This window comes from Macrococcus lamae, assembly GCF_004359545.1.
GTDB classification, from domain to species: domain Bacteria; phylum Bacillota; class Bacilli; order Staphylococcales; family Staphylococcaceae; genus Macrococcus; species Macrococcus lamae.
This window is the reverse complement of the sequence record NZ_SCWB01000001.1, coordinates 67,229-88,355: the sequence shown is the minus strand read 5'-3', so window position 1 is coordinate 88,355 and position 21,127 is coordinate 67,229. Positions and strand designations below refer to the sequence as shown.

General features: G+C 40.8%; 23 protein-coding genes. 2 read left to right on the top strand and 21 right to left on the bottom strand.

Features of this window, described 5'->3' with window-relative positions; translation table 11 throughout:
• Positions 1-2 precede the first annotated feature (2 nt).
• The 18 genes from era to lepA form a co-directional block, all read right to left on the bottom strand.
• A complete protein-coding gene (gene era / locus ERX29_RS00470; protein ID WP_133442714.1) occupies positions 3-905 on the bottom strand; it encodes a GTPase Era in 903 nt (300 codons plus the stop codon).
• Positions 898-1,308 (bottom strand): cytidine deaminase, encoded by a 411-nt coding sequence (gene cdd / locus ERX29_RS00465; protein WP_133442713.1) that lies wholly within the window; start codon positions 1,306-1,308, stop codon positions 898-900. Before cdd ends, era begins: the two co-directional genes overlap by 8 nt.
• Before the next feature lie 13 nt (positions 1,309-1,321).
• Entirely contained in the window at positions 1,322-1,669 is a 348-nt protein-coding gene (locus ERX29_RS00460; RefSeq protein ID WP_133442712.1) for a diacylglycerol kinase family protein, read from the bottom strand.
• A gap of 3 nt (positions 1,670-1,672) precedes the next feature.
• Positions 1,673-2,134 carry an rRNA maturation RNase YbeY gene (ybeY, locus tag ERX29_RS00455; RefSeq protein WP_133442711.1) on the bottom strand — a complete coding sequence of 154 codons (462 nt, stop codon included), beginning with the start codon at positions 2,132-2,134 and terminating at the stop codon, positions 1,673-1,675.
• Positions 2,134-3,078 (bottom strand): PhoH family protein, encoded by a 945-nt coding sequence (locus ERX29_RS00450; protein WP_133442710.1) that lies wholly within the window; start codon positions 3,076-3,078, stop codon positions 2,134-2,136. The genes ybeY and ERX29_RS00450 overlap by 1 nt, the downstream gene beginning before the upstream one ends.
• A 214-nt stretch (positions 3,079-3,292) precedes the next feature.
• Entirely contained in the window at positions 3,293-3,757 is a 465-nt protein-coding gene (locus ERX29_RS00445) for a hypothetical protein (protein WP_133442709.1), read from the bottom strand.
• A 10-nt stretch (positions 3,758-3,767) separates the two neighbouring features.
• Complete coding sequence (gene floA / locus ERX29_RS00440; RefSeq protein WP_133442708.1) at positions 3,768-4,760, bottom strand: flotillin-like protein FloA; 993 nt, start codon at positions 4,758-4,760, stop codon at positions 3,768-3,770.
• Between the two features lie 16 nt (positions 4,761-4,776).
• Complete coding sequence (locus ERX29_RS00435; RefSeq protein WP_243719912.1) at positions 4,777-5,409, bottom strand: NfeD family protein; 633 nt, start codon at positions 5,407-5,409, stop codon at positions 4,777-4,779.
• Between the two features lie 147 nt (positions 5,410-5,556).
• Entirely contained in the window at positions 5,557-5,733 is a 177-nt protein-coding gene (rpsU, locus tag ERX29_RS00430; RefSeq protein ID WP_016998564.1) for a 30S ribosomal protein S21, read from the bottom strand.
• A 104-nt stretch (positions 5,734-5,837) separates the two neighbouring features.
• A complete protein-coding gene (gene mtaB, locus ERX29_RS00425) occupies positions 5,838-7,190 on the bottom strand; it encodes a tRNA (N(6)-L-threonylcarbamoyladenosine(37)-C(2))-methylthiotransferase MtaB (RefSeq protein ID WP_133442706.1) in 1,353 nt (450 codons plus the stop codon).
• Between the two features lie 93 nt (positions 7,191-7,283).
• Positions 7,284-8,024 (bottom strand): 16S rRNA (uracil(1498)-N(3))-methyltransferase, encoded by a 741-nt coding sequence (locus ERX29_RS00420; protein ID WP_133442705.1) that lies wholly within the window; start codon positions 8,022-8,024, stop codon positions 7,284-7,286.
• Positions 8,024-8,959, bottom strand: a complete 936-nt coding sequence (gene prmA, locus ERX29_RS00415; RefSeq protein ID WP_133442704.1) for a 50S ribosomal protein L11 methyltransferase — start codon at positions 8,957-8,959, stop codon at positions 8,024-8,026. The genes ERX29_RS00420 and prmA overlap by 1 nt, the downstream gene beginning before the upstream one ends.
• 1 nt (position 8,960) lies before the next feature.
• Positions 8,961-10,085, bottom strand: a complete 1,125-nt coding sequence (gene dnaJ / locus ERX29_RS00410; RefSeq protein ID WP_133442703.1) for a molecular chaperone DnaJ — start codon at positions 10,083-10,085, stop codon at positions 8,961-8,963.
• A gap of 98 nt (positions 10,086-10,183) precedes the next feature.
• Positions 10,184-12,004 carry a molecular chaperone DnaK gene (gene dnaK / locus ERX29_RS00405; RefSeq protein ID WP_133442702.1) on the bottom strand — a complete coding sequence of 607 codons (1,821 nt, stop codon included), beginning with the start codon at positions 12,002-12,004 and terminating at the stop codon, positions 10,184-10,186.
• 54 nt (positions 12,005-12,058) lie between these two features.
• Complete coding sequence (gene grpE / locus ERX29_RS00400; RefSeq protein WP_133442701.1) at positions 12,059-12,634, bottom strand: nucleotide exchange factor GrpE; 576 nt, start codon at positions 12,632-12,634, stop codon at positions 12,059-12,061.
• A 19-nt stretch (positions 12,635-12,653) separates the two neighbouring features.
• Complete coding sequence (hrcA, locus tag ERX29_RS00395) at positions 12,654-13,577, bottom strand: heat-inducible transcriptional repressor HrcA (protein WP_133442700.1); 924 nt, start codon at positions 13,575-13,577, stop codon at positions 12,654-12,656.
• A gap of 125 nt (positions 13,578-13,702) precedes the next feature.
• Complete coding sequence (hemW, locus tag ERX29_RS00390) at positions 13,703-14,821, bottom strand: radical SAM family heme chaperone HemW (protein ID WP_133442699.1); 1,119 nt, start codon at positions 14,819-14,821, stop codon at positions 13,703-13,705.
• A 39-nt stretch (positions 14,822-14,860) separates the two neighbouring features.
• Complete coding sequence (gene lepA / locus ERX29_RS00385; RefSeq protein ID WP_133442698.1) at positions 14,861-16,684, bottom strand: translation elongation factor 4; 1,824 nt, start codon at positions 16,682-16,684, stop codon at positions 14,861-14,863.
• A gap of 165 nt (positions 16,685-16,849) precedes the next feature.
• On the opposite strand from lepA, the gene rpsT reads away from it, so the two are divergent.
• Positions 16,850-17,098: a 30S ribosomal protein S20 gene (gene rpsT / locus ERX29_RS00380; RefSeq protein ID WP_133442697.1), complete on the top strand. Its 249-nt coding sequence runs from the start codon at positions 16,850-16,852 to the stop codon at positions 17,096-17,098.
• A 45-nt stretch (positions 17,099-17,143) separates the two neighbouring features.
• On the opposite strand, the gene holA is transcribed toward rpsT, so the two are convergent.
• Positions 17,144-18,145: a DNA polymerase III subunit delta gene (holA, locus tag ERX29_RS00375; RefSeq protein WP_133442696.1), complete on the bottom strand. Its 1,002-nt coding sequence runs from the start codon at positions 18,143-18,145 to the stop codon at positions 17,144-17,146.
• Positions 18,146-18,200: 55 nt separating this feature from the next.
• On the opposite strand from holA, the gene ERX29_RS00370 reads away from it, so the two are divergent.
• Positions 18,201-18,335 carry a YqzM family protein gene (locus tag ERX29_RS00370; RefSeq protein ID WP_133442695.1) on the top strand — a complete coding sequence of 45 codons (135 nt, stop codon included), beginning with the start codon at positions 18,201-18,203 and terminating at the stop codon, positions 18,333-18,335.
• 26 nt (positions 18,336-18,361) lie between these two features.
• Here the strand turns inward: ERX29_RS00370 and ERX29_RS00365 are convergent, their stop codons facing one another.
• Both ERX29_RS00365 and ERX29_RS00360 read right to left on the bottom strand, forming a co-directional pair.
• Complete coding sequence (locus ERX29_RS00365) at positions 18,362-20,644, bottom strand: DNA internalization-related competence protein ComEC/Rec2 (protein ID WP_133442694.1); 2,283 nt, start codon at positions 20,642-20,644, stop codon at positions 18,362-18,364.
• An 11-nt stretch (positions 20,645-20,655) separates the two neighbouring features.
• On the bottom strand, positions 20,656-21,120 hold the full coding sequence (locus ERX29_RS00360; protein WP_133442693.1) for a ComE operon protein 2: 465 nt from the start codon (positions 21,118-21,120) through the stop codon (positions 20,656-20,658).
• Positions 21,121-21,127: the final 7 nt, after the last annotated feature.

Sequence of the window (21,127 nt, the reverse complement as noted above, 5' to 3'; positions counted from 1 at the left end):
GTTTAATACTCGTCTTCCCGGTAACCGATCTGTCTGATGAAGTTCGGTTTATTGCGCCAATCTTTCTGTACTTTTACCCAGAGTTCAAGATACACTTTAGAACCAAGCAGCATCTCGATATCCTGACGTGCACGTTTACCGACTTCTTTCAGCATTTTTCCCTGCTTGCCGATGACTATCCCTTTTTGCGAATCACGTTCCACATAGATTGTTGCTTCTATATGTACCCGATCTTCTGTCTCACGCATCATCTTTTCCACATTGACGCCGATCGCGTGCGGAATTTCCTGACTCGTCAGATGGAGCACTTTTTCGCGGATCAATTCTGCCACGATGAAATGCTCCGGGTGATCTGAAATCTGATCTTTCGGATAATACATCGGCCCTTCCGGAAGATAGCCGCTGATGACTTCAACGAGTCGGTCAACATTATTGCCTTGCAGTGCTGATATCGGCACAATTTCTGCAAACGGCAATAAGTCTTTATATTTTTCAATCTCTGTGATCAGCTGGTCTGGATGAACGAGATCAATCTTATTCAATACAAGAAATACCGGAGTCTTCGTGTTCTTAAGCATTTCAACAATATATTCATCTCCGCGACCGATACTTTCTTCGACGTTGATCATAAATAATATCGCATCTACTTCACGCAGTGTATTTTTAGCGACTTTCATCATATAGTCACCGAGCACATGTTTCGGCTTATGAATTCCCGGTGTATCAATAAAAATAATCTGAGCCTCGTCAGTGGTCAGTACACCCTGTACTTTATTACGTGTTGTCTGAGCTTTGTCTGACATAATCGCCACTTTCTGCCCTAAAACGCGGTTCATAAATGTTGATTTGCCAACATTCGGCCGTCCTATAATAGCGACAAAGCCTGATTTAAATTCATTAGTCATTCGTTAAGTCCTTTCCTGAAAATCCATAGGGTAATAGTTGTTCTACTGTGCTTTCAATGACATCGCCGGCTGTGTTCGTCATAAAGACAGGCATGTCGTCGTCGCATAATTCTTTCATCACTTGTCTGCAGACGCCGCATGGTGAAGAAGGCTGTTCTGCTCCAGTTGCCACTACAATCAATTCGAAGTCCCCTGGTTTGTAACCTTGAGCAATAGCAGATACAAGTGCTGTCCGTTCTGCACAAATAGTGGGACCATATGCTGCATTCTCCACATTACAGCCGTGAAAAGCTTTGCCGTCTTTCGTTACCAGATAAGCTCCAACATTAAATTTCGAAAATGGCGTATAGGCCTTGCTTCTGGCTTCCAGTACTTCATGCAGCCATTCCTGTTTAAACTCCATTGTAGTCACTCCTTTATTTGAACATACTCAATATATGAGGTATAAAAATAATAAGACCGATGATTGCGCTCATCATGCTGGCAAGTACCACAGCAAAACTTGCTGTATCCTTAGCGTGTTTCGCCAGCTCATGATAGTCTGTCGTGACTAAGTCTACCACATATTCAACAGACGTATTAATGACTTCCATGAACAAAACAGTAAAGACAGCTATCACTATAAACAGCCATTCTACTTGTTTCAGACCGAAGATAAAGCCCATGAGCACCACTAATAGCGCAGCAAAAAGATGGAGCATAAAGTTTCTATCTTTCTTCAATAAGATGATCAATCCGTGCAGCGGATAAATGAATCGTTTCATCCGCTAGCCTCGTGTCAATCCAAAAGCAGTCAGTATTTCGTCCTGTCGTCCGAACATCTGTTTTTCATCTGTTTCAGTCATATGGTCATAACCTAGTAAATGCAGAAGACCATGGAGCGCCAGAAAACCGACTTCCCGTTCAAATGAATGGCCGTAATCATCAGCCTGTTCACGTGCACGTTCAACGCAAATAATGATATCTCCAAGCAGGCGGACCATGGAAGGATCTTCAAAGTCATCTTCTCCTTCTTCCATAGCAAAGCTGATGACATCCGTTACACTGTCTTTATTACGATATTCTGCATTGATAGACTTAATTTCCTCACTTGATACGAATGACACAGCCACTTCCGCTTCTTCTTCTATACCTTCTTCAGTCGCAGCAAACTGAAGAAGCGATTCAATCTGCGGCAAATAGTTGTAATCTAAATACTTGTCATCATCAATAAACTCAACTGTCAGCATTACTCATCCTCCGAATACGCATTAATAATTTTGCTTACGAGCGGGTGGCGAACAACATCTGTTGATTCGAAAGTCTGCATTCCGATACCAGGCACATGGCTTAGACGTGCTTCTGCTTCAATCAATCCGCTCTTGACACCTTTAGGTAAATCAATCTGTGTCTTATCACCAGTTATTACCATCTTTGAGCCGAAGCCGAGTCGAGTAAGGAACATCTTCATCTGAGCATGTGTTGTATTCTGAGCCTCATCAAGAATGACAAAAACATCCTCAAGCGTTCTACCACGCATATAGGCAAGCGGTGCGACTTCAATGACACCACGTTCAATTAGGCGGGCTGTATGTTCAGCTCCTAATACATGATGCAGTCCATCATAAAGGGGCCGTAAATAAGGATCTACTTTCTCTTTTAAATCCCCAGGTAAGAAACCGAGGGATTCTCCCGCTTCAACCGCTGGACGTGTCAGCACAATGCGTTTCACCTGCCCAGCTCGCAGTGACTTCGCGGCCATTACTACCGCAAGGAACGTCTTACCTGTGCCGGCAGGGCCGATTCCGAAAACGAGATCACTCTTTTTAATCTGATGGACGTAAAGACGCTGACCCATGGTTTTGGCACGGATCGACTTTCCGTATGCGTCTTTCGTTATCTCTTCATCGTATAGGTCACCTAAATAATTAATAGTTCCTTTTTCAGCCATCTGAGCCGCTGATTGAACATCTTTCAAGGAGATGTTCATCCCTTTTTGAATGACCTTTAATAAGTTAATAAGAACGGCTTCCGCTTTCTCGACATTCTCATCATCTCCCGATACGGTCACCTGACCGCCTCGAGTATGTATTACTACATCGAAAGCTTCTTCAAGGTAGGTGATGTGCTCATCTCCATTTCCAAGAATCGCCTGTGCTTCATTAACATTCTCTATTGAAATTTTATGTGGCATTCAAAAACTCCCTTATTATCAATTTACTTTAAATTTAACACAGTCACTCCGTAGTTTCATCTAACAATAATTTATTCATAAGTGATCAACAAGTTCTGTTGAACAATAAATCTTCTTCTCTTCTATTTTACCAAATAATACGAATAAAACATGGTCTAGTGACTTTTTTAAACAGAAAAAAAGCTATCCCGTAAAAACGACATAGCTTCGTGATTTATCTTTTGCTTTTTGGGGGTGCCAGTACTTCTGACAGAACAATTCCTTGAACAAGATTATGCTTTGAAAAATCAAGCAGCTGCTCATGATTTTCCGTGAGATCATTCTCAGTGATGCTGTTGATCCGCTGCATCTTCTGCCGTTCAGAAAGATGTTCATCTGTCATGATGGCTGCCATCTTCTCTTCGATAGAATGCGTTTTTCGTTCAGGACGTTTTCGCTCATTTCCTACTTGAGTCTTTGATGCAGTGCTTGCTGCTGACTTTTTAGCGGTATTTATTTGTTCTGTATTGCGTTCGGCTTTATGGGTTTGCTTATTATATTCCTTCTTAAGCTCATCAAGCGTCTTCACTTTAGGAGCTTGTGCTTTAGCTGGTTTACCTTCTTTGTTCTTTTTCTCAATCACAGACTGAAAGAAAGAGAAGATAATACCGATGATAAATATAATTATACCGACTTCCATTTATATCACCTTACTTTCTTTGAGGTGATGTACCGTCATTAGTGTCCGTCATTTTATTGATAGCATTTCTCATACCAGTATCAGATTCTATATTTTTCAAGTTATAATAATCCATCACACCGATATTACCTTCCTGCAAGGCTCTCGCCATCGCAAGTGGTACTTCAGCTTCTGATTCCACTACTTTCGCTCTCATTTCCTGAACACGGGCTTTCATTTCCTGCTCCTGAGCAACGGCCATCGCACGACGTTCCTCAGCTTTTGCCTGTGCAATGTTCTTATCTGCCATCGCCTGCTCAGTCTGAAGATCTGCCCCGATATTTTTGCCGATATCTACATCCGCGATATCAATCGATAGAATCTCGAATGCAGTACCAGAATCAAGACCTTTCCCAAGAACTGTCTGAGAAATCATATCTGGATTTTCAAGCACTGATGTATGTGATCTGCTTGAACCGATAGTAGAGACAATCCCTTCACCGACACGGGCTACGATGGTTTCTTCTCCTGCACCACCAACAAGACGTTCAATGTTTGCACGTACTGTAATTCTTGCTTTCGCTTTTACTTCAATACCATTCATCGCAACACCTGCGATAAACGGTGTCTCAATCACTTTAGGGTTGACGGACATCTGTACTGCCTCCAGCACGTCACGACCCGCAAGGTCAATTGCCGCACCGCGTTCAAATGGCAGGTTGATGTCCGCCCGCTGTGCTGCGATAATCGCATCGACGACGCGGTCGACGTTACCTCCTGCCAGATAATGAGATTCCAGCTGGTTAGTAGTTAAATGAAGCCCTGCCTTGTGCGCTTTAATCAGTGGATCAATGACACGTCTCGGTGATACCCGGCGGAGACGCATACCCACTAATGTTCCGATACCGACTTTGACTCCAGCTGCCAGAGCAGAAATCCATAATCCAACAGGAACAAAAGAGAATAATATCATCAGAAGTACAAGAACGACAACAACGATAATACCTAATACAATCAATTCCATCTACATGTTCACTCCTCTATAAAATTTCTCTTACGACGACTCGTGTACCTTCAACAAAAATAATTCGTACCTCTTTATTCTGACCGATAAACCCGCCTTCACTCACCGCATCAATTCTGTCCTGTCCAAGAGCAATGATGCCTGAAGGTCTGAATGGAGTAGTTGTGACAGCAATCTGCCCGACTAAATGACTGCGGTCGTCATGAGAGGTATAACCTGCTTCCTTAGAAGTAGCATCTGTCAAAATCACTTTGTTGAACAGCGGTACCTTCTTTCCAAAAAACTTCACGATGATCACCCATTCTATTACTGCAATAATCAAACACGAGGCAACCAGCACTGACATCTTCTCAATATCATTTCCTATCAGCAGAAAGCTCGACACGATCATCATCATTCCGACGATACCTAAGACAAGACCAATGACGAATAGTTCCATAATCACTAGAATGATTCCCGCCAGAAATAAGATAATAGAAAGCATCTCCAGATCGCCGTTTACAGCTGTAATAATTATAAAACCCAGGGTTGCAAGAACCATCAGTATACCCGGCCAGGAAAAACGCGGCTGAAATAACTGCCAGACAGCTGCTGTAAACATGATAGCCATCAATACGAATAAACTTCCATCATATAGAGACCATGCCAATTTTGCCACCTCCTTACTATTATTATACATTAACGCGCACATCACTAATAATATTTGCGCAAAAATTAAGAAAACTTTAAGAAAATAAAAAAAGACACAGACTTTAATCTGTGTCATCTATCAATAATATTTGAGGGAGTTCAAATACTATTTGAATTTACGTTTACGTGCTGCTTCTGATTTCTTTTTACGTTTCACACTTGGTTTTTCGTAGAATTCACGTTTACGAACTTCTTGGATCGTACCGCTCTTAGAAACCGTACGTTTGAAGCGACGAAGTGCATCTTCAATAGATTCATTTTTACGAACGACTGTTTTAGACATTATATTTCCCTCCCTCCAAATATCAACGGAACATAAATGAGTCATAGATTTTTCTATGTACTAGAGTATTATAATATAACTCATATAAGTGGTCAATAGTGAATTTATTTACCAGCCATCGGTGCAACAGCAGCTTTCGGTTGTACTTTCTCTACAACTTTAACAAACTGTCCAATGTTTACCGGATAACCTGCTTCAGTAATTTTCACTTTGACAATTTCTCCGATCAGCTGCTCACTGCCTTCGAACTGCACTTTTAAATAATTATCAGTATAACCGATTAAATTGCCTTCTTCTGAGCCTTTTTCTTCCGGAATAACTTCCAGCACTTCACCTTCAAACTTGCTCGCATATTCTTTGGCAAGTTGATCTGACAAACTGATCAATTGATGGACACGCTCGTTTTTAATCGTTTCGTCAATCTGATCAGTCATACGCGCAGCAGGTGTTCCTGTACGCATGGAATACGGGAAGACATGAAGTTCTGAAAACTTATGAGCCTTGATGAATTGATAAGTCTCCATAAATTCTTCCTCAGTCTCACCTGGAAAACCAACAATGACATCACTTGTCACCGCAAGTCCCGGCATGATGGCATGAAGTTTCTGAAGACGCTCAGAAAAATGAGACATCGTGTATTTACGACGCATACGTTTTAACACTGTATCGCTGCCTGATTGCAGTGGAATGTGCAGATGACGAACAACTTTGTCACTGGCATCTATGACTTCAATGACTTCATCAGTGAGCTGACTCGCTTCGATTGAAGATATCCGGATACGTTTAAGACCATGAATGGTTTCCAGATCTCGTAGCAGCTGAGCCAGATTATAATCTTTCAGATCTTCTCCGTAGCCGCCAGTATGAATGCCAGTAAGAACGATTTCCTGATAGCCTGCTCCTACTAACTGAGACGCCTGTCTGACTACTTCTTTTGGATCGCGAGAACGCATCAAACCGCGTGCCCAAGGAATGATACAAAACGTACAGAAATTATTGCACCCTTCCTGGATTTTTAATGAAGCGCGTGTACGATCCGTAAAATATGGAACGTCCAGTTCTTCATATGTGCGGTTCTTCATAATATTAGTGACACCGTTGATCGGTTGTCTCATCGCCTTAAATTCTGCGATGTACAGCAGTAGTTTATTTCTGTCCTGAGTACCAACAACGACATCGACACCAGGGATATCCATAATTTCCGCTGATGACGTCTGCGCGTAACAACCTGTAACACAGATCACCGCCTCGGGATTACGACGGATAGCACGACGAATGACCTGCCGACTTTTTTTATCACCGGTATTGGTTACAGTACATGTATTGATGACATAAACATCAGCGTTCTGTTCGAAGTCTACACGGTCATATCCGTCTTCCTTGAACAACTGCCAGATAGCTTCTGTTTCGTAATGGTTGACTTTACATCCTAGTGTATGAAAAGCAACTGTTGACATTTTTCTCACCTCATTAAATCTTCATTATATGCATTATTTTAAAATAACACTTTTCAATGAATTATTCAATGAGTTTTCTTTAACCATCAGTCGTCATGACATCAATTCATAGAAATAACTGATTGCACTCAGTGCATATAATGGTGCTGTTTCTGCTCGCAAAATTCTCGGTCCAAGCCCAATAGCCTGAACATCAAATAGCTTCAGTTCGTCATGTGACAGTCCACCTTCCGGTCCAAAAATCATCAGTACATTGGACCCCGGCACTATTGTGTTAAGCGCTGCATGAAATTTCCTAGTTTCTCCTGCTTTCGCTTCTTCTTCGTATGCAATCAATACGTAATCATAGTCGTCAAAAAGCTTAACAAGTGCTCGGCTGGACGGCTGAAACGAGACGCTCGGCACTTGCTGACGATAACTCTGTTCGGCTGCTTCCTTGACTATTTTTTTGAAACGTTCAAGTCGTTTATCTATCTTCTTGTGGTCTATCTTGATGATTGTCCGTTCTGATACAAAGGGAATGAAATGCGCTGCTCCGAGTTCTGTCGCTTTCTGGATCATCCATTCATATTTATCATTTTTCAACAGACCGCTTGCAATCGTTATATGGACTGGTAGTTCAGTAACCAGGTCAATCAATTCAATCGTTTCAATTTCAATACTTTCAGCCATAGTTATAATACTAGAGACATATGCTCCGTTATTGAAATTGACTATGATTTTATCACCTTCACTGCTGCGCATCACATTTTTCATATGATGAATATCATCTGTTGAATGTATAAAAAAACGCTGGTTGAGTTCAGCGTCTTGTTCAAGAAAATATCGCTGCATTATGCCACCTCTTTAATGGCAGCTATAGCAATCCAACCACTTTCGCGGGTGATCTCCAGAATACGAAAACCGGCTTTCTTCAGATGATTGACAATCATCTCTTCTTTCTCGGCAATGATCCCGGAAGTAATAAAAACACCGTTGTCATTAAGCAGTTTGTAACTGTCATCGATCATTAAATCTACGATATGCGCTAGAATATTTGCCAGAATGATATCTCGTCGTTCTGTTTCACCGACCAGCAGATTACCTGTGTCTGTTTCTATCTCATCAGCACAATGGTTGATTGCAAAATTTTCTTCAGCGACTCTGACTGCGACTTTATCAAGATCAATCGCACGAACCTTAGAAGCACCGAGTTTATGCGCCGCAATACTCAGAATGCCTGAACCAGTGCCTACATCGATCACAGAATGCCCCGGCAAAACATACTTCTCGACTAATTTTAGGCACATTGAAGTCGTCGCATGGTCACCGGTGCCAAATGCCATCCCAGGATCCAATGTGATGACTGTTTCCTCAGACGCGGCTTCATATTCTTCCCAGCTCGGCACAACTGTGAACATTTCTGAAGCACGGAAAGCATGGAAGTGATTTTTCCATTCATTTTCCCAGTCAGCATCTTTAACATCTGCTGTTGTCATATTAAAGGTTGTAATAGGCACATCTCTCAGCTCATAGACACTCTTCTCGATATCGCGAAGAAGTTTGTCATTAAAGTCAAATAGACTAAAATAACATTTAACACGAATGCCTTCCTCTGGATAATCAGCAGGATTAAGTTCATAAATTTCACCGTATGAATCGACACGTCCTTTTGAAACTTCCGCACTATCTTCAATGACTACACCATTGGCACCCAGCGCATTTAATAGTTCTGCAATAAACGGCTCAACTTCATGATTAAGCAGTAGTGTAACCTCTTTATAGTCCATATTATTCTCCTCTGAAGAATCGACGGGTCTTATCAAAGAAATTGCCATGCTGCTCGTTAATTTCTTCTCCATCAATTTCAGCGAACTCTCTCAATAGTTCAACTTGTCTGTCAGTCATATCTGTCGGAGTTTTAACATTTACGGTCACAAACTGATCACCTTTTCCGTAACCGTGAACGTTTTCAATCCCTTTATCCCGTAGTCTGAATCTTCTTCCTGTCTGAGTGCCGGCAGGTATCGTTAACCTTACCTGGCCATGCAATGTTGGAATTTCAATTTCATCTCCTAAAGCAGCTTGAGCGAAAGTCAGGTCAAGCGTAAAGAAAATATCATCACCATCACGTTCAAATGTATCATGACTGCTGACACGGAACACAACATATAAATCACCAGCAGGTCCACCATTTATTCCCGGTTCACCATGACCAGACACTCTGATCTGCTGTCCATTATCGACACCAGCTGGAATCGATACTTTGATTGTTACATTTTTGATTGTCGTTCCTGCACCACCACATTCATGACATGGTTTTTCAATCTTTTTACCTGTGCCTTGACAGTCAGGACAAGGGCGTTCAGTTCTGATTCTGCCAAACGGAGTATTTTGTTCGACTCCAACCTGACCACGACCATGACATGTCGGACAATTGCTAACTGAAGATCCTGGTTCTGCGCCTGTTCCAGTACAGACATCACATTCTACTTCTTTCTTTACAGTAATATCACGTTCTGCACCAAATACCGCGTCTTCGAAGTCAATGGTCATCTGATACTGCAGGTCATTCCCTTTTTGCGGCGCATTAGGATCTCGTCTTGCGCCTGCACCACCGAAAAATGAGCTGAAAATATCTTCAAATCCGCCGAAACCGCCGCCAAAATCACCGCCACCAAAACTAGCACCCTGCCCCATACCGGCATGGCCGAACTGATCATATTGTGCTTTTTTACTGTCATCACTCAGTACTTCATAAGCTTCGGAAATTTCCTTGAACTTAGCATCAGCACCTTCTTCTTTGTTGATATCCGGGTGATACTGCTTTGATAGTTTTCGGTATGCTTTTTTAATCTCGTCTTTAGAAGCTCCTTTGGAAACTCCGAGAACCTCATAGTAATCTCTTTTTGCCACGTCCGATTGCTCCTTTATCATTTATCTCATCTATCATATAGGAAACTGAAGAAAAAGCCAAAGCCAATAAATTGACTTTGACTTTTAAAAATGAGCTATTATTTTTTATCGTCTTCTTTTACTTCAGTGAAATCTGCATCAACAACATCATCCTGAGGAGCAGCTTCACCCTCAGTTTGTTGCTGAGCAGCCATCTGTTCGTATAGTTTCATCGATAAAGCTTGAACTATTTCGTTTAATGCATCTTTCTTAGTTTTAATGTCTTCGATATCATTGCCTTCCAATGCTTTTTTAAGTTCTTCTTTTGCATTTTCAGCTTTTTCTTTCTCAGATGCATCAACTTTGTCTTCTAAGTCTTTCAATGTTTTTTCTACAGTGAATACTAATTGATCCGCTTCGTTGCGAAGATCGACTTCTTCACGACGTTTTTTATCAGCTTCTGCATTAGCTTCCGCGTCTTTCACCATACGCTCAATTTCTTCATCGGATAATGCTGATGTAGACTGAATCGTGATTTTCTGTTCTTTTTGCGTTCCAAGATCTTTCGCTGTAACGTTAACGATACCATTTTTATCGATATCGAATGTCACTTCAATTTGCGGTACGCCGCGTGGTGCTGGTGGAATATCAGTCAACTGGAAGCGGCCAAGTGTCTTGTTGTCTGCTGCCATCTGACGTTCCCCTTGTAACACGTGAATATCAACTGCAGGCTGGTTATCAGCTGCTGTAGAGAATACTTGTGATTTAGAAGTTGGGATAGTCGTGTTTCTTTCAATTAATACAGTAGACACGCCGCCCATTGTTTCAATACCAAGTGATAACGGTGTAACATCAAGTAATACGACGTCTTTTACGTCACCTGTAATCACACCACCTTGAATCGCTGCACCCATTGCAACTACTTCATCAGGGTTAACACCTTTGTTCGGTTCTTTGCCTAATTCTTTTTTGATAGCTTCCTGTACAGCTGGAATACGAGTAGAACCACCGACTAGAATTACTTCATCGATATCTGCATTTGATAATCCGGCATCTTTCATTGCCTGACGAGTAGGTCCCATTGTACGTTCTACTAAAGAACGAGAAAGATCTTCGAACTTAGCACGTGATAATGTTACTTCTAAATGAAGTGGTCCTGCTTCTCCAGCAGAGATAAATGGTAATGAAATCTGTGTAGACGTTACTCCGGATAAATCTTTTTTCGCTTTTTCAGCTGCATCTTTCAGACGCTGCATTGCCATTTTATCTTTAGATAAATCTAAGCCGTTTTCCTTTTTGAATTCTTCAACAAGGAAATCGATGATCACTTGATCAAAGTCATCTCCACCTAATCGATTGTCACCAGATGTAGATAATACTTCAAAGACACCGTCGCCTAGTTCAAGAATAGATACATCAAATGTACCGCCGCCTAAGTCAAATACCAGGATTTTCTGGTCTTTATCTGTTTTATCAAGTCCATAGGCAAGTGCTGCCGCAGTCGGCTCGTTAATGATACGTTCCACTTCAAGACCAGCGATTTTACCTGCATCTTTAGTTGCCTGACGTTCCGCATCATTGAAGTAAGCAGGAACAGTAATAACAGCCTTTGTTACTTTTTCACCAAGGTAAGCTTCAGCAGTCGCTTTTAAATTCTGAAGAATCATAGCTGAGATTTCCTGTGGAGAGTAGTTTTTGCCATCAATTGTTTCCTTATGATCTGTACCCATATGACGTTTAATAGAGATGATAGTATTAGGATTAGTGATTGCCTGACGTTTTGCGACTTCACCGACTTGTGTTTCACCATTTTTGAATGCAACAACAGACGGTGTCGTTCTATTACCTTCAGGGTTAGCGATTACTTTCGGTTCGCCGCCTTCTAATACAGATACGCAAGAGTTTGTAGTTCCTAAATCGATACCAATAACTTTACTCATGATTAAATTCCTCCATAATAATTGTTTTTAAGTTGCTGTTTATTAAGACATAGTCTATTCGTTTACTTTTACCATCGATGGTCGAAGCACACGTTCTTTTAATTTATAACCTTTTTGAAGTTCTTCCAGAATCACTCCAGTATCCTTACTGTCATCTTTATCCTGCAGTACTGCCTGATGAAGATTCGGGTCAAATACCTGATCTTGTGTCTGAATCTCTTCCAATCCATGCTCTTTCAGTGCACTCACTAAGTTTTCATGAATCATCTGAAGCCCTTTATAAAGACTTTGGAAAGCTGGGTCTTCACCTGATTGGCTGAGCGCCCGTTCAATATTGTCGAGTGCAGGGATGATATCCCGAAGCACACTTTGAGAACGATAAGTTCGTTCAGTGTCCAGCTCAGCACGCGTACGTTTTTTATAGTTTTCAAATTCAGCATAGAGTCGCAGATATTTTTCTTCGCTCGCTTCAGCTGCCTGCTCAAGCTCAGCTACTTTTTTTTCAAGTCCATCTTCATCGACATCTATCGGTTCTTCGTCCACAGGTGCCTGACTGATATTCTGCTCTTCTGCATTTTGTTGATCTTGTATAGTCTGGTCAGCAGACTGCTCTTTTTTTTCCTCAGTCACAGTAAGTTCCTCCTTCGCTCTAAAGCGCTTTTAATCCTTCAAATACTTTGCGATAGCTCATCTGAACTGGTCCGATGACTGCCAGACGACCAAGAAAGCCTTCTGATTTCACCGGAGCAGAGACTAATGACACATTCGGCAAAGTAGCATCGATTTCCTGTCCTATCTTAACACTAACTAAATCATCATTCATACTATTTAGCTTATTAATAAAGGCTGCAGAATCAATATAAGTCAGTGTATGCTTGATCAGCTCTATGTCATTTGCCGGGAGTGATTCGAAAAGAAATTCTTTACCTGCAATATGAATAACAGAATCTCTAGCTGTCAATCGGCTAATAATCCAGAAAATAATGGTTTTTAATAATTGCGGATCAACAGGCAGTTCGTCATCTTGAATCATCACTTCCGGCTGAAACGTATTTAAATAATCAAGCCGGTCATATAAAAATTGATTCAGCATTATAATCTGGTCCTGTGTCAGCTGTTGCTGCCAGTCTATCTGCTGATGATCAACTTCACCAGTATGATAGACGACAATTAATAGCAGATGGTCGTGAAATGCTGTCAGATGAATATCAGATAAACCTCTACCTGGAAAATATCCTGCGACAATAGAAACGTAATGGGTTTCCTCTGCAATCCGCTCAGCAAGCTGCATATGATTTTTGGCATGTACAAACATGGTCTCAGGCTGCAATTCTTCCTGAAGACTTTTAATGTAATGCTTGTAGCCATTCAATGATGGTACTCTTCCAGAAGAAGTATGAGTCTTTTCAATAAACCCATGAGTTTCGAGCCGCTTCATCTCAGCACGAATTGTAGCCGGGCTGATTGTCAGCTGATGATTATCCATCAACGTCTTCGATCCAACAGGCATCCCACTTTCAACAAAATCCTCAACGATCGTATTAAGCAATTGTTGTTGTCTATTCGTGAGCATCTTTCACCTCGTTAGCACTCACTAACCTCAAGTGCTAATATTAATTTATCAAATTGGTCAAAGTATGTCAATCTTTTGAATCAACCATTTTTAAAAAATTTACTTTCAATATAAAAGTTCGTGCTCTAAACAGAGAGCAGGAACTTTTCAAAGACATAATTGCCGATCATTCTGCCGGTTGAAGTCAGCGATATCATATTGTTTTCTTCTATAATTAAATGACGATCCAATAGCTCTTCCAGTACATTTTTGAATACTTCGTCAAGTGCTGCACCGTAACGCTCTTCGAACTCTACTTTAGATATACCACTGTTCATTCGCAGCCCTAGAAACATAAATTCTTCCATAGATTCTTCGCAAGTCACATGATGTTCTTCTTTTACCGCTTGTCCTGTCGTCTGCATTGATTTTATATAGTGCGGTACCGGCACAATGTTATAATACCTGATTCCATTGATATAGCCGTGACTGCCAGCACCAGCGCCGTAGTATTCACTGTTCTGCCAGTATACTTTGTTATGTCTGGATTCATGGTCTGGCTTGGCGAAGTTCGAAATTTCGTACTGGCTGAAATCAGATTGTGCCAGTCTACTCATGATATATTCATACATTTCAGCAGCAAGTGTTTCATCTGGCAGCTGCAGCATTCCCTTACGGTATTGATTGTAAAATTGCGTCTTCGGTTCAAGAATAAGTGAATAGCAGGAAATGTGGTCAATATCCAAAGATAGTGCTTTTTCAATATCAATTTTCACCTGTTCAAGTGTCTGTGTCGGTAAATGATACATCAAGTCAATGCTGACTGATTCAATCCCTAAGTCCTTCGCCGCATCAACAGCCTGTTTAATATCACTTTGCTGATGCGTACGACCGAGTAATTTCAGCAGCTTATTATCAAAAGTTTGTACGCCAAGGCTCAGGCGGTTAACACCATAGTGTTTCATAACGGCAATCTTATCTATCGTTAGTTCATCCGGATTGGCTTCCATTGAGAATTCATCTGATATAGTAAACCGTCCGGCAATATATGACAGCAGCTTATCCAGTTGGCTGACAGACAAAGCAGTCGGCGTTCCCCCACCTATAAATAATGTAGTGAACACAGTCTCTTCAATTCCACTGAGTTCCTTAATCAGACAGTCTATATACTCATCGACCGGCTGGTTCTTGATCAGGAATTTATTGAAGTCACAATATGTACAGATACGATTGCAGAACGGAATATGAATATATAAGCTAGTCATTATTTCACCTCAAACAAAAAAGCGGCTTGACGCCACTTTTTATTCTTCATCCATTTTCAGTACAGCCAGGAATGCTTCCTGTGGAATTTCAACAGAGCCTACGGACTTCATCTTTGCTTTCCCGGCTTTCTGTTTTTCTAATAATTTACGTTTACGGCTGATATCACCGCCGTAACATTTTGCCAGTACGTTCTTACCGATAGATTTGATGTTCGTACGTGCAACGATTTTCTGACCGATAGCAGCCTGTACCGGCACTTCAAACTGCTGTCTCGGAATTAATGTCTTCAGTTTTTCAACGATGACTTTACCGCGGTCATATGCGAAGTCTCTGTGAACGATGAAGCTCAGTGCATCTACTGTATCACCGTTCAATAAGATATCCATCTTGACGAGACGGCTTTCCTTATAACCGATCAGTTCATAGTCAAATGACGCATATCCTTTAGTGTTTGATTTCAGCTGATCAAAGAAATCAAAGACGATTTCTGACAGTGGAATCTCATAGATGATGTTCACGCGTATATCATCCATGTAATCCATCGTCTGGAAGTTACCGCGTTTTCTCTGACATAGTTCCATGACAGAACCGACATAGTCATTAGGCACCATAATGCTTGCCTTCACATAAGGTTCAAAGATTTTATCGATCTTCTGAGGGTCCGGCATTTTAGATGGATTATCAACGATGACTTCCGTCTTGTCTGTCATCTCACATTTATATATAACGGACGGTGCGGTCGCTATTAATTCAATCCCGAATTCACGCTCAATACGCTCCTGAATAATCTCCATATGCAGAAGTCCTAAGAAACCGACACGGAAACCAAATCCAAGCGCCTGTGACGTCTCTGCTTCAAATTCAAGTGAGGCATCGTTCAGCTGCAGTTTTTCAAGCGCTTCACGAAGATCATTGTATCGACCAGTATCAATCGGATAAATGCCGCAGAATACCATCGGATTCATCTTTTTATAACCTTGAAGCGGTTCTTCAGCAGGATTGTTCGCAAGTGTAATAGTATCACCAACGCTTGAATCAGCCACATTTTTAATTGATGCTGTGATATAACCTACATCACCCACAGTCAGTTCTTCGACCGGAAGCTGCTTAGGAGTATTGATCCCTACTTCAACGACTTCGAATTCTTTACCTGTTGCCATCATTTTGATTCTGTCCCCGGCCTTAACAGTGCCATCGATGACACGAATCGAAGAAATTACTCCTCGATAGGCATCAAATGCGCTATCAAAAATCAGTGCTTTAAGCGGTGCAGCTGGATCACCTTCAGGAGGTGGAACCAATTCAACAATCTGTTCCAGTATTTCATCGATCCCGATGTTCGCTTTTGCCGATGCAAGAACAGCATCAGATGCATCCAGTCCGATGACATCTTCTATTTCCTGTTTTACACGTTCAGGTTCTGCTGCCGGCAGATCGATTTTATTGATCACCGGAATTAATTCCAGATTATTATCAAGCGCTAAATAAACATTTGCAAGCGTCTGAGCTTCAATTCCCTGTGCAGCATCAACAACAAGTATAGCCCCTTCACATGCAGCGAGACTTCGTGACACTTCATATGTGAAATCGACATGTCCAGGTGTATCAATTAAATGGAAGATATATGTTTCCCCGTTTTGAGCTGTATAATTTAATTGCACGGCATTCAATTTGATTGTAATGCCTCTTTCTCGTTCAAGATCCATTGAATCCAGTAACTGCGCCTTCATTTCACGGCTGGTTACCGTTTTAGTATTTTCGAGTATTCTATCTGCTAATGTCGATTTGCCGTGGTCAATATGGGCAATAATCGAGAAGTTTCTTATCTTTTCCTGTCTCTGTCGACGCTCATCATTGTTCATTTAAAGAACCAACTTTCTTTCTTAGTCAATACAATTGATTATATCAAGTTAAAACAACGACTTCAATCCATTTTAAAATAACGATTGCATATAGTCGCTAATTTTGATAAAATATTTCTTGTTGCAAACAATTGTACCGGTTACTCATTATTAGGAGGTGACATCATGCCAAACATTAAATCTGCTATTAAACGCGTGACTACAAGTCAAAAAGCATCAGACGCTAATATTTCTCAAAAGAACGATATGCGTACTGCTGTGAAAAACGCAAAAACTGCCATTCAAAACAACGCTGATAATAAACAGGAATTAGTAACTTTAGCTGTTAAGAAAATTGATAAAGCTGCTAAAAACAACTTAATCCATGCTAATAAAGCTGGACGTTTAAAATCACAAGTAATGCGTTCTAACTAACTATAAAGCGAAGCCCCGCGTTTCTTACGCGGGGCTTTCTTTAATTTATATGCTTAATATAAACAGCTCAAGAATCAGCACTTTATCCATGTATGATGATTTCAACTGATAATCTGCTGCTGTACATTTTTCCATAGTCGATAAAATATCGCCGAGATCCATACGTCCTGTTTTTCTGATAGCGAGTTTTACTCGGTATGGATGTGTTTTCAATGTTTTCGCAATCTGTGCTTCACTGAATCCTTTTTGGTTAAGAATCTTTGCCTGATAAAATAGCCGGTACTGTCCACTGATCAGCGCCAGCAGTTTTATCGGTTCTTCTTTCATATGAATTAAGTCATGCAGCAGGGTTACCGCTTCTTTCTTACGGTTGGTCGTAATATAGTCAGTCAATAAAAAGACATTCTGCTCAAGACTGCGAGAAACTATCGCTTTTATATGGCTTAAGACAATGATCGGTTCATCACCGATATAGAGCAGCAGTTTTTCAAGTTCACTGGTTATCAGCTTATAATCAGCTCCTGTCAGCTGTATCAATTCATCCAATGCATCCTGCTTAATATCTTTGAACTGCTCATTTAATGACTTCTTTATCCACTGTTTTAATGCCGCTTCATCCATCGCTTCAATTTTATTGACGTCATGTTGTTTTTTAATCAATTTAACTATTTTTTTTCGTTCATCCAGTTTTTCATTATTAACTTCAAATATGACAAAATTCGGTCCTTCAAAGCGTTCAATAAAATCTACAAGCGCTTCAATATGATGTTCAACCGTCGTTTTTGTTTTGTCACCCGTAAAAATAAAACTATTCTTCACAACAATCACTTTGTAGTCACTCAGAAACGGTATGGTCATTGCATCTTCTATAATGGTCTGTATGGCAATTTCCTGCATGTCATACTTCGAGAAATTAAAATCATCCTTTTCAGGCAGCAGCTTATCGACCATTTCCTGTGTTTTTTTTGCTGTCAGTTCAGGTACGGCACCGTAGTTCAATGTTATAGCTTTCAAAATCACTGCTCCCTTATTAAACTTTAATTTCATTATAGCTTTTTTTCCTAAGTTATCATATACTTAAAAGGAATTGGAGGTTGATGACATGAATCATTTCGAACATGATGTACAGTCTAAAAATAATGACGTTAAAGACTCAGTGCTGGCATTTGGAACTGGATTAGGAGCATTCGCAACTATCTATATCATCGCCCAGATTTTTGAATTACTGCCAAAATAAGCACTTAAGTTTCGTCTAGCCGGACATTACTGTCTGGCTTTTTTTATTGCCATTTTTCCCGTCATGAACTGATGATCTTTAAATTCTATTTTCCCAAGTTGTTGGGTCGACATGATTTGAATACCATTACTTTTTAAGCGCTGCACAACACTTGCGTGCGGATGTCCGAATCTATTTTTTCTGCCTGCAGAGATTACTGCATAAGTCGGCTGCACACAGTCAAGTAATTCTTCAGTTGTACTCGTATCACTGCCATGATGACCCACTTTAATCACATCTATTTTCACTCCATATAAACTTTCAGTGACTTGCTGCTCACGTTCAGCCGGTAGATCTGCCATCAGTAAATAGTTTAGCTTGCCCAATGTGATAGATGTAACAATGCTGCTATCATTTTCATCAGCTGACTGACTGTCAGTATTCATAAATACTACTTGCGCCCGGCCGACATTCAAGCCCTGAAACTCTCTGATATCAATGATTTTAGTTTGTTCGTTCCGGGCTGTCATTAATGTTTTCTTATATTTTTCATTTCCTGGTGAACCTGGATTAATGATCAAGTTCTTGACATTAAATTTTTGAAGCAGCTGAACAGCTTCACCAAAGTGATCCTGGTCAGGATGTGTCAGTAACAAATAGTCAATACGAGAATAACCTCTTTCGGTAAGCATTGGAATGATAGAAAAGTCGGCGATAGATGAATCTTTATGACGCTGCTTCCACGGTTCATCATCAAACTTCAGTTGCCCGCCAGTATCAATCACCATGACTTTATTGCGACTTTCAATCATAGTGCTGTCCCCTTGCCCCACGTCAACAAATGTCACTCTGTCCTCATCTTTAGGAAGAAATGACCAGCAGATGATAAACAGACAGACTGAGGACATCGCTATGAAGCAGTTAACCCGGGAATGATAGCATAGGTGAACTGCATAATATACCATGACAACAATTAGAATATAAAAACCTTCCCATTGATTGCTGAGAACAGTTTCTGGAATATGCAGCCCTTTAAATAATGTTACTAAATAATCATTCACTTGAAAAAGCGTCGTCAGTAAATCAAGCAGCAGTGGCGGCTGCCAATTGAAAAACATCGTTGCAAGAAGCAACATAGTGCATACGGGGAACAACAGAAAAGTAAAGAATGGCACAAACAGCAGATTTGTGATAAAACCACTCCACTGAACTGTATTAAAATGAAGCAGCAGCACCGGGAGACTAGCAAGCTGTGCAAAAAAAGTCGTATAGACAAAAATCATCAATGGCGGTCGATGATGGAATAACGATCCAGTGAATATGAGTACAAATGAAATGATATAGGACAACTGGAACCCGATGTCATGTATGAGATGAATATCATAGATGAGAAAGATAATGAAAGACAGTGCCAAACTATCCAGCAGACTAAAATTCCAGCGTTTTAACATCATATATAAAGCAATGAACAATGAAGCTCGTAGAACGGAAGGAGAAAAACCTGTAAGTAAAGCGTAGGAAGGTAGAAGCAGGAGAATGACAGCTGTACTATGGATTACTGGAAGATAGAGACGTTTCAGTATAAATAGCAGCTGAACTGTAAGCATTGCCACGTGAGATCCGCTGACTGCATATAGGTGATAGATTCCGAGCGTTTTTAATTCTGCCAATGCTTCAGTCGATAGATATCGTGTGTCACCGAGCGTCAGCGCTACGACATAGGACATCTTACTAAATGGCAGCTTCATCATCTGGTCAGCTAGTTTGACTCTGTACCATTTAACCCAGTCCCAGCCTGAAATCTCAACATCTGTGCACTGAGTCAAATCAAAGTTCTTCACTTTAGCAGAATAGTGAATCCCCTGATAAGCTAAATATTCATCATAATTAAATTTCAGTCCATTTGTACTAGGTAGCACTTTGTTGACGGTCATCTGAACAGCACACTGCTTAAAATAAGGCAGCTGCCGTTTTAGCTCAAGCTGTTCCTGTTCGCTTCCAATGTAGTAATTGAACTGCAGCTGATTTCTCGCTGCCGTTAATTGTCCTGTCATCACTTCTCCATCGATTTGGATATGGTCCTTCAGAATAACTGGACCATTGTAGACACCCGCTTGACTGTTGTCCCAGTCAAAATCCTGGAGTTCTGGCTGCTTACTGTCATTCAACATAAAAAAAGCAAGTATAATTAATCCGTATAGCCACATCCGGATAAGTGCTTTCTTGAGATAAAGATGTAACATAAGAACCATCAGTAAAAACACTGCTGCCCCTGGAGTATCACGCAGCATTGCTCCAATTAAAGCACTGAACGCGCTATTCAGCCACACAACTTTCCTCCTTATTTAATCGTCATAAAGTAAGATGCTGTTTTATCAGCGTCAAAAGGTATTTTCTCAGCCTGTATTCCTGCTTTTAATAAGAGTTCAATTGCATAAGGATGGTTTTTATAATCCTGTGCATAATAGATTTTTCTAATACCTGCCTGAATAATTGATTTCGTGCAGTGAATGCATGGAAAGTGAGTAACATATAATTCCGCGCCCTCTGATGACACGCCCATTTTAGCGCATTGCAAAAATGCATTCATTTCAGCGTGAACCGTCCGGATGCAGTGACCTTCCTCAACATAGCATCCGACGTCAATACAGTGTGCATCCCCTGACACCGAGCCATTGTAACCACCTGCAATAACACGGTTCTCACGTACGATCGTTGCTCCGACACTCAATCTTGTACAAGTTGACCTTAAAGCGAGCAACTGACTCTGTGCCATGAAGTAATCCTGCCATTTTATTCGTTCCATTGTCATT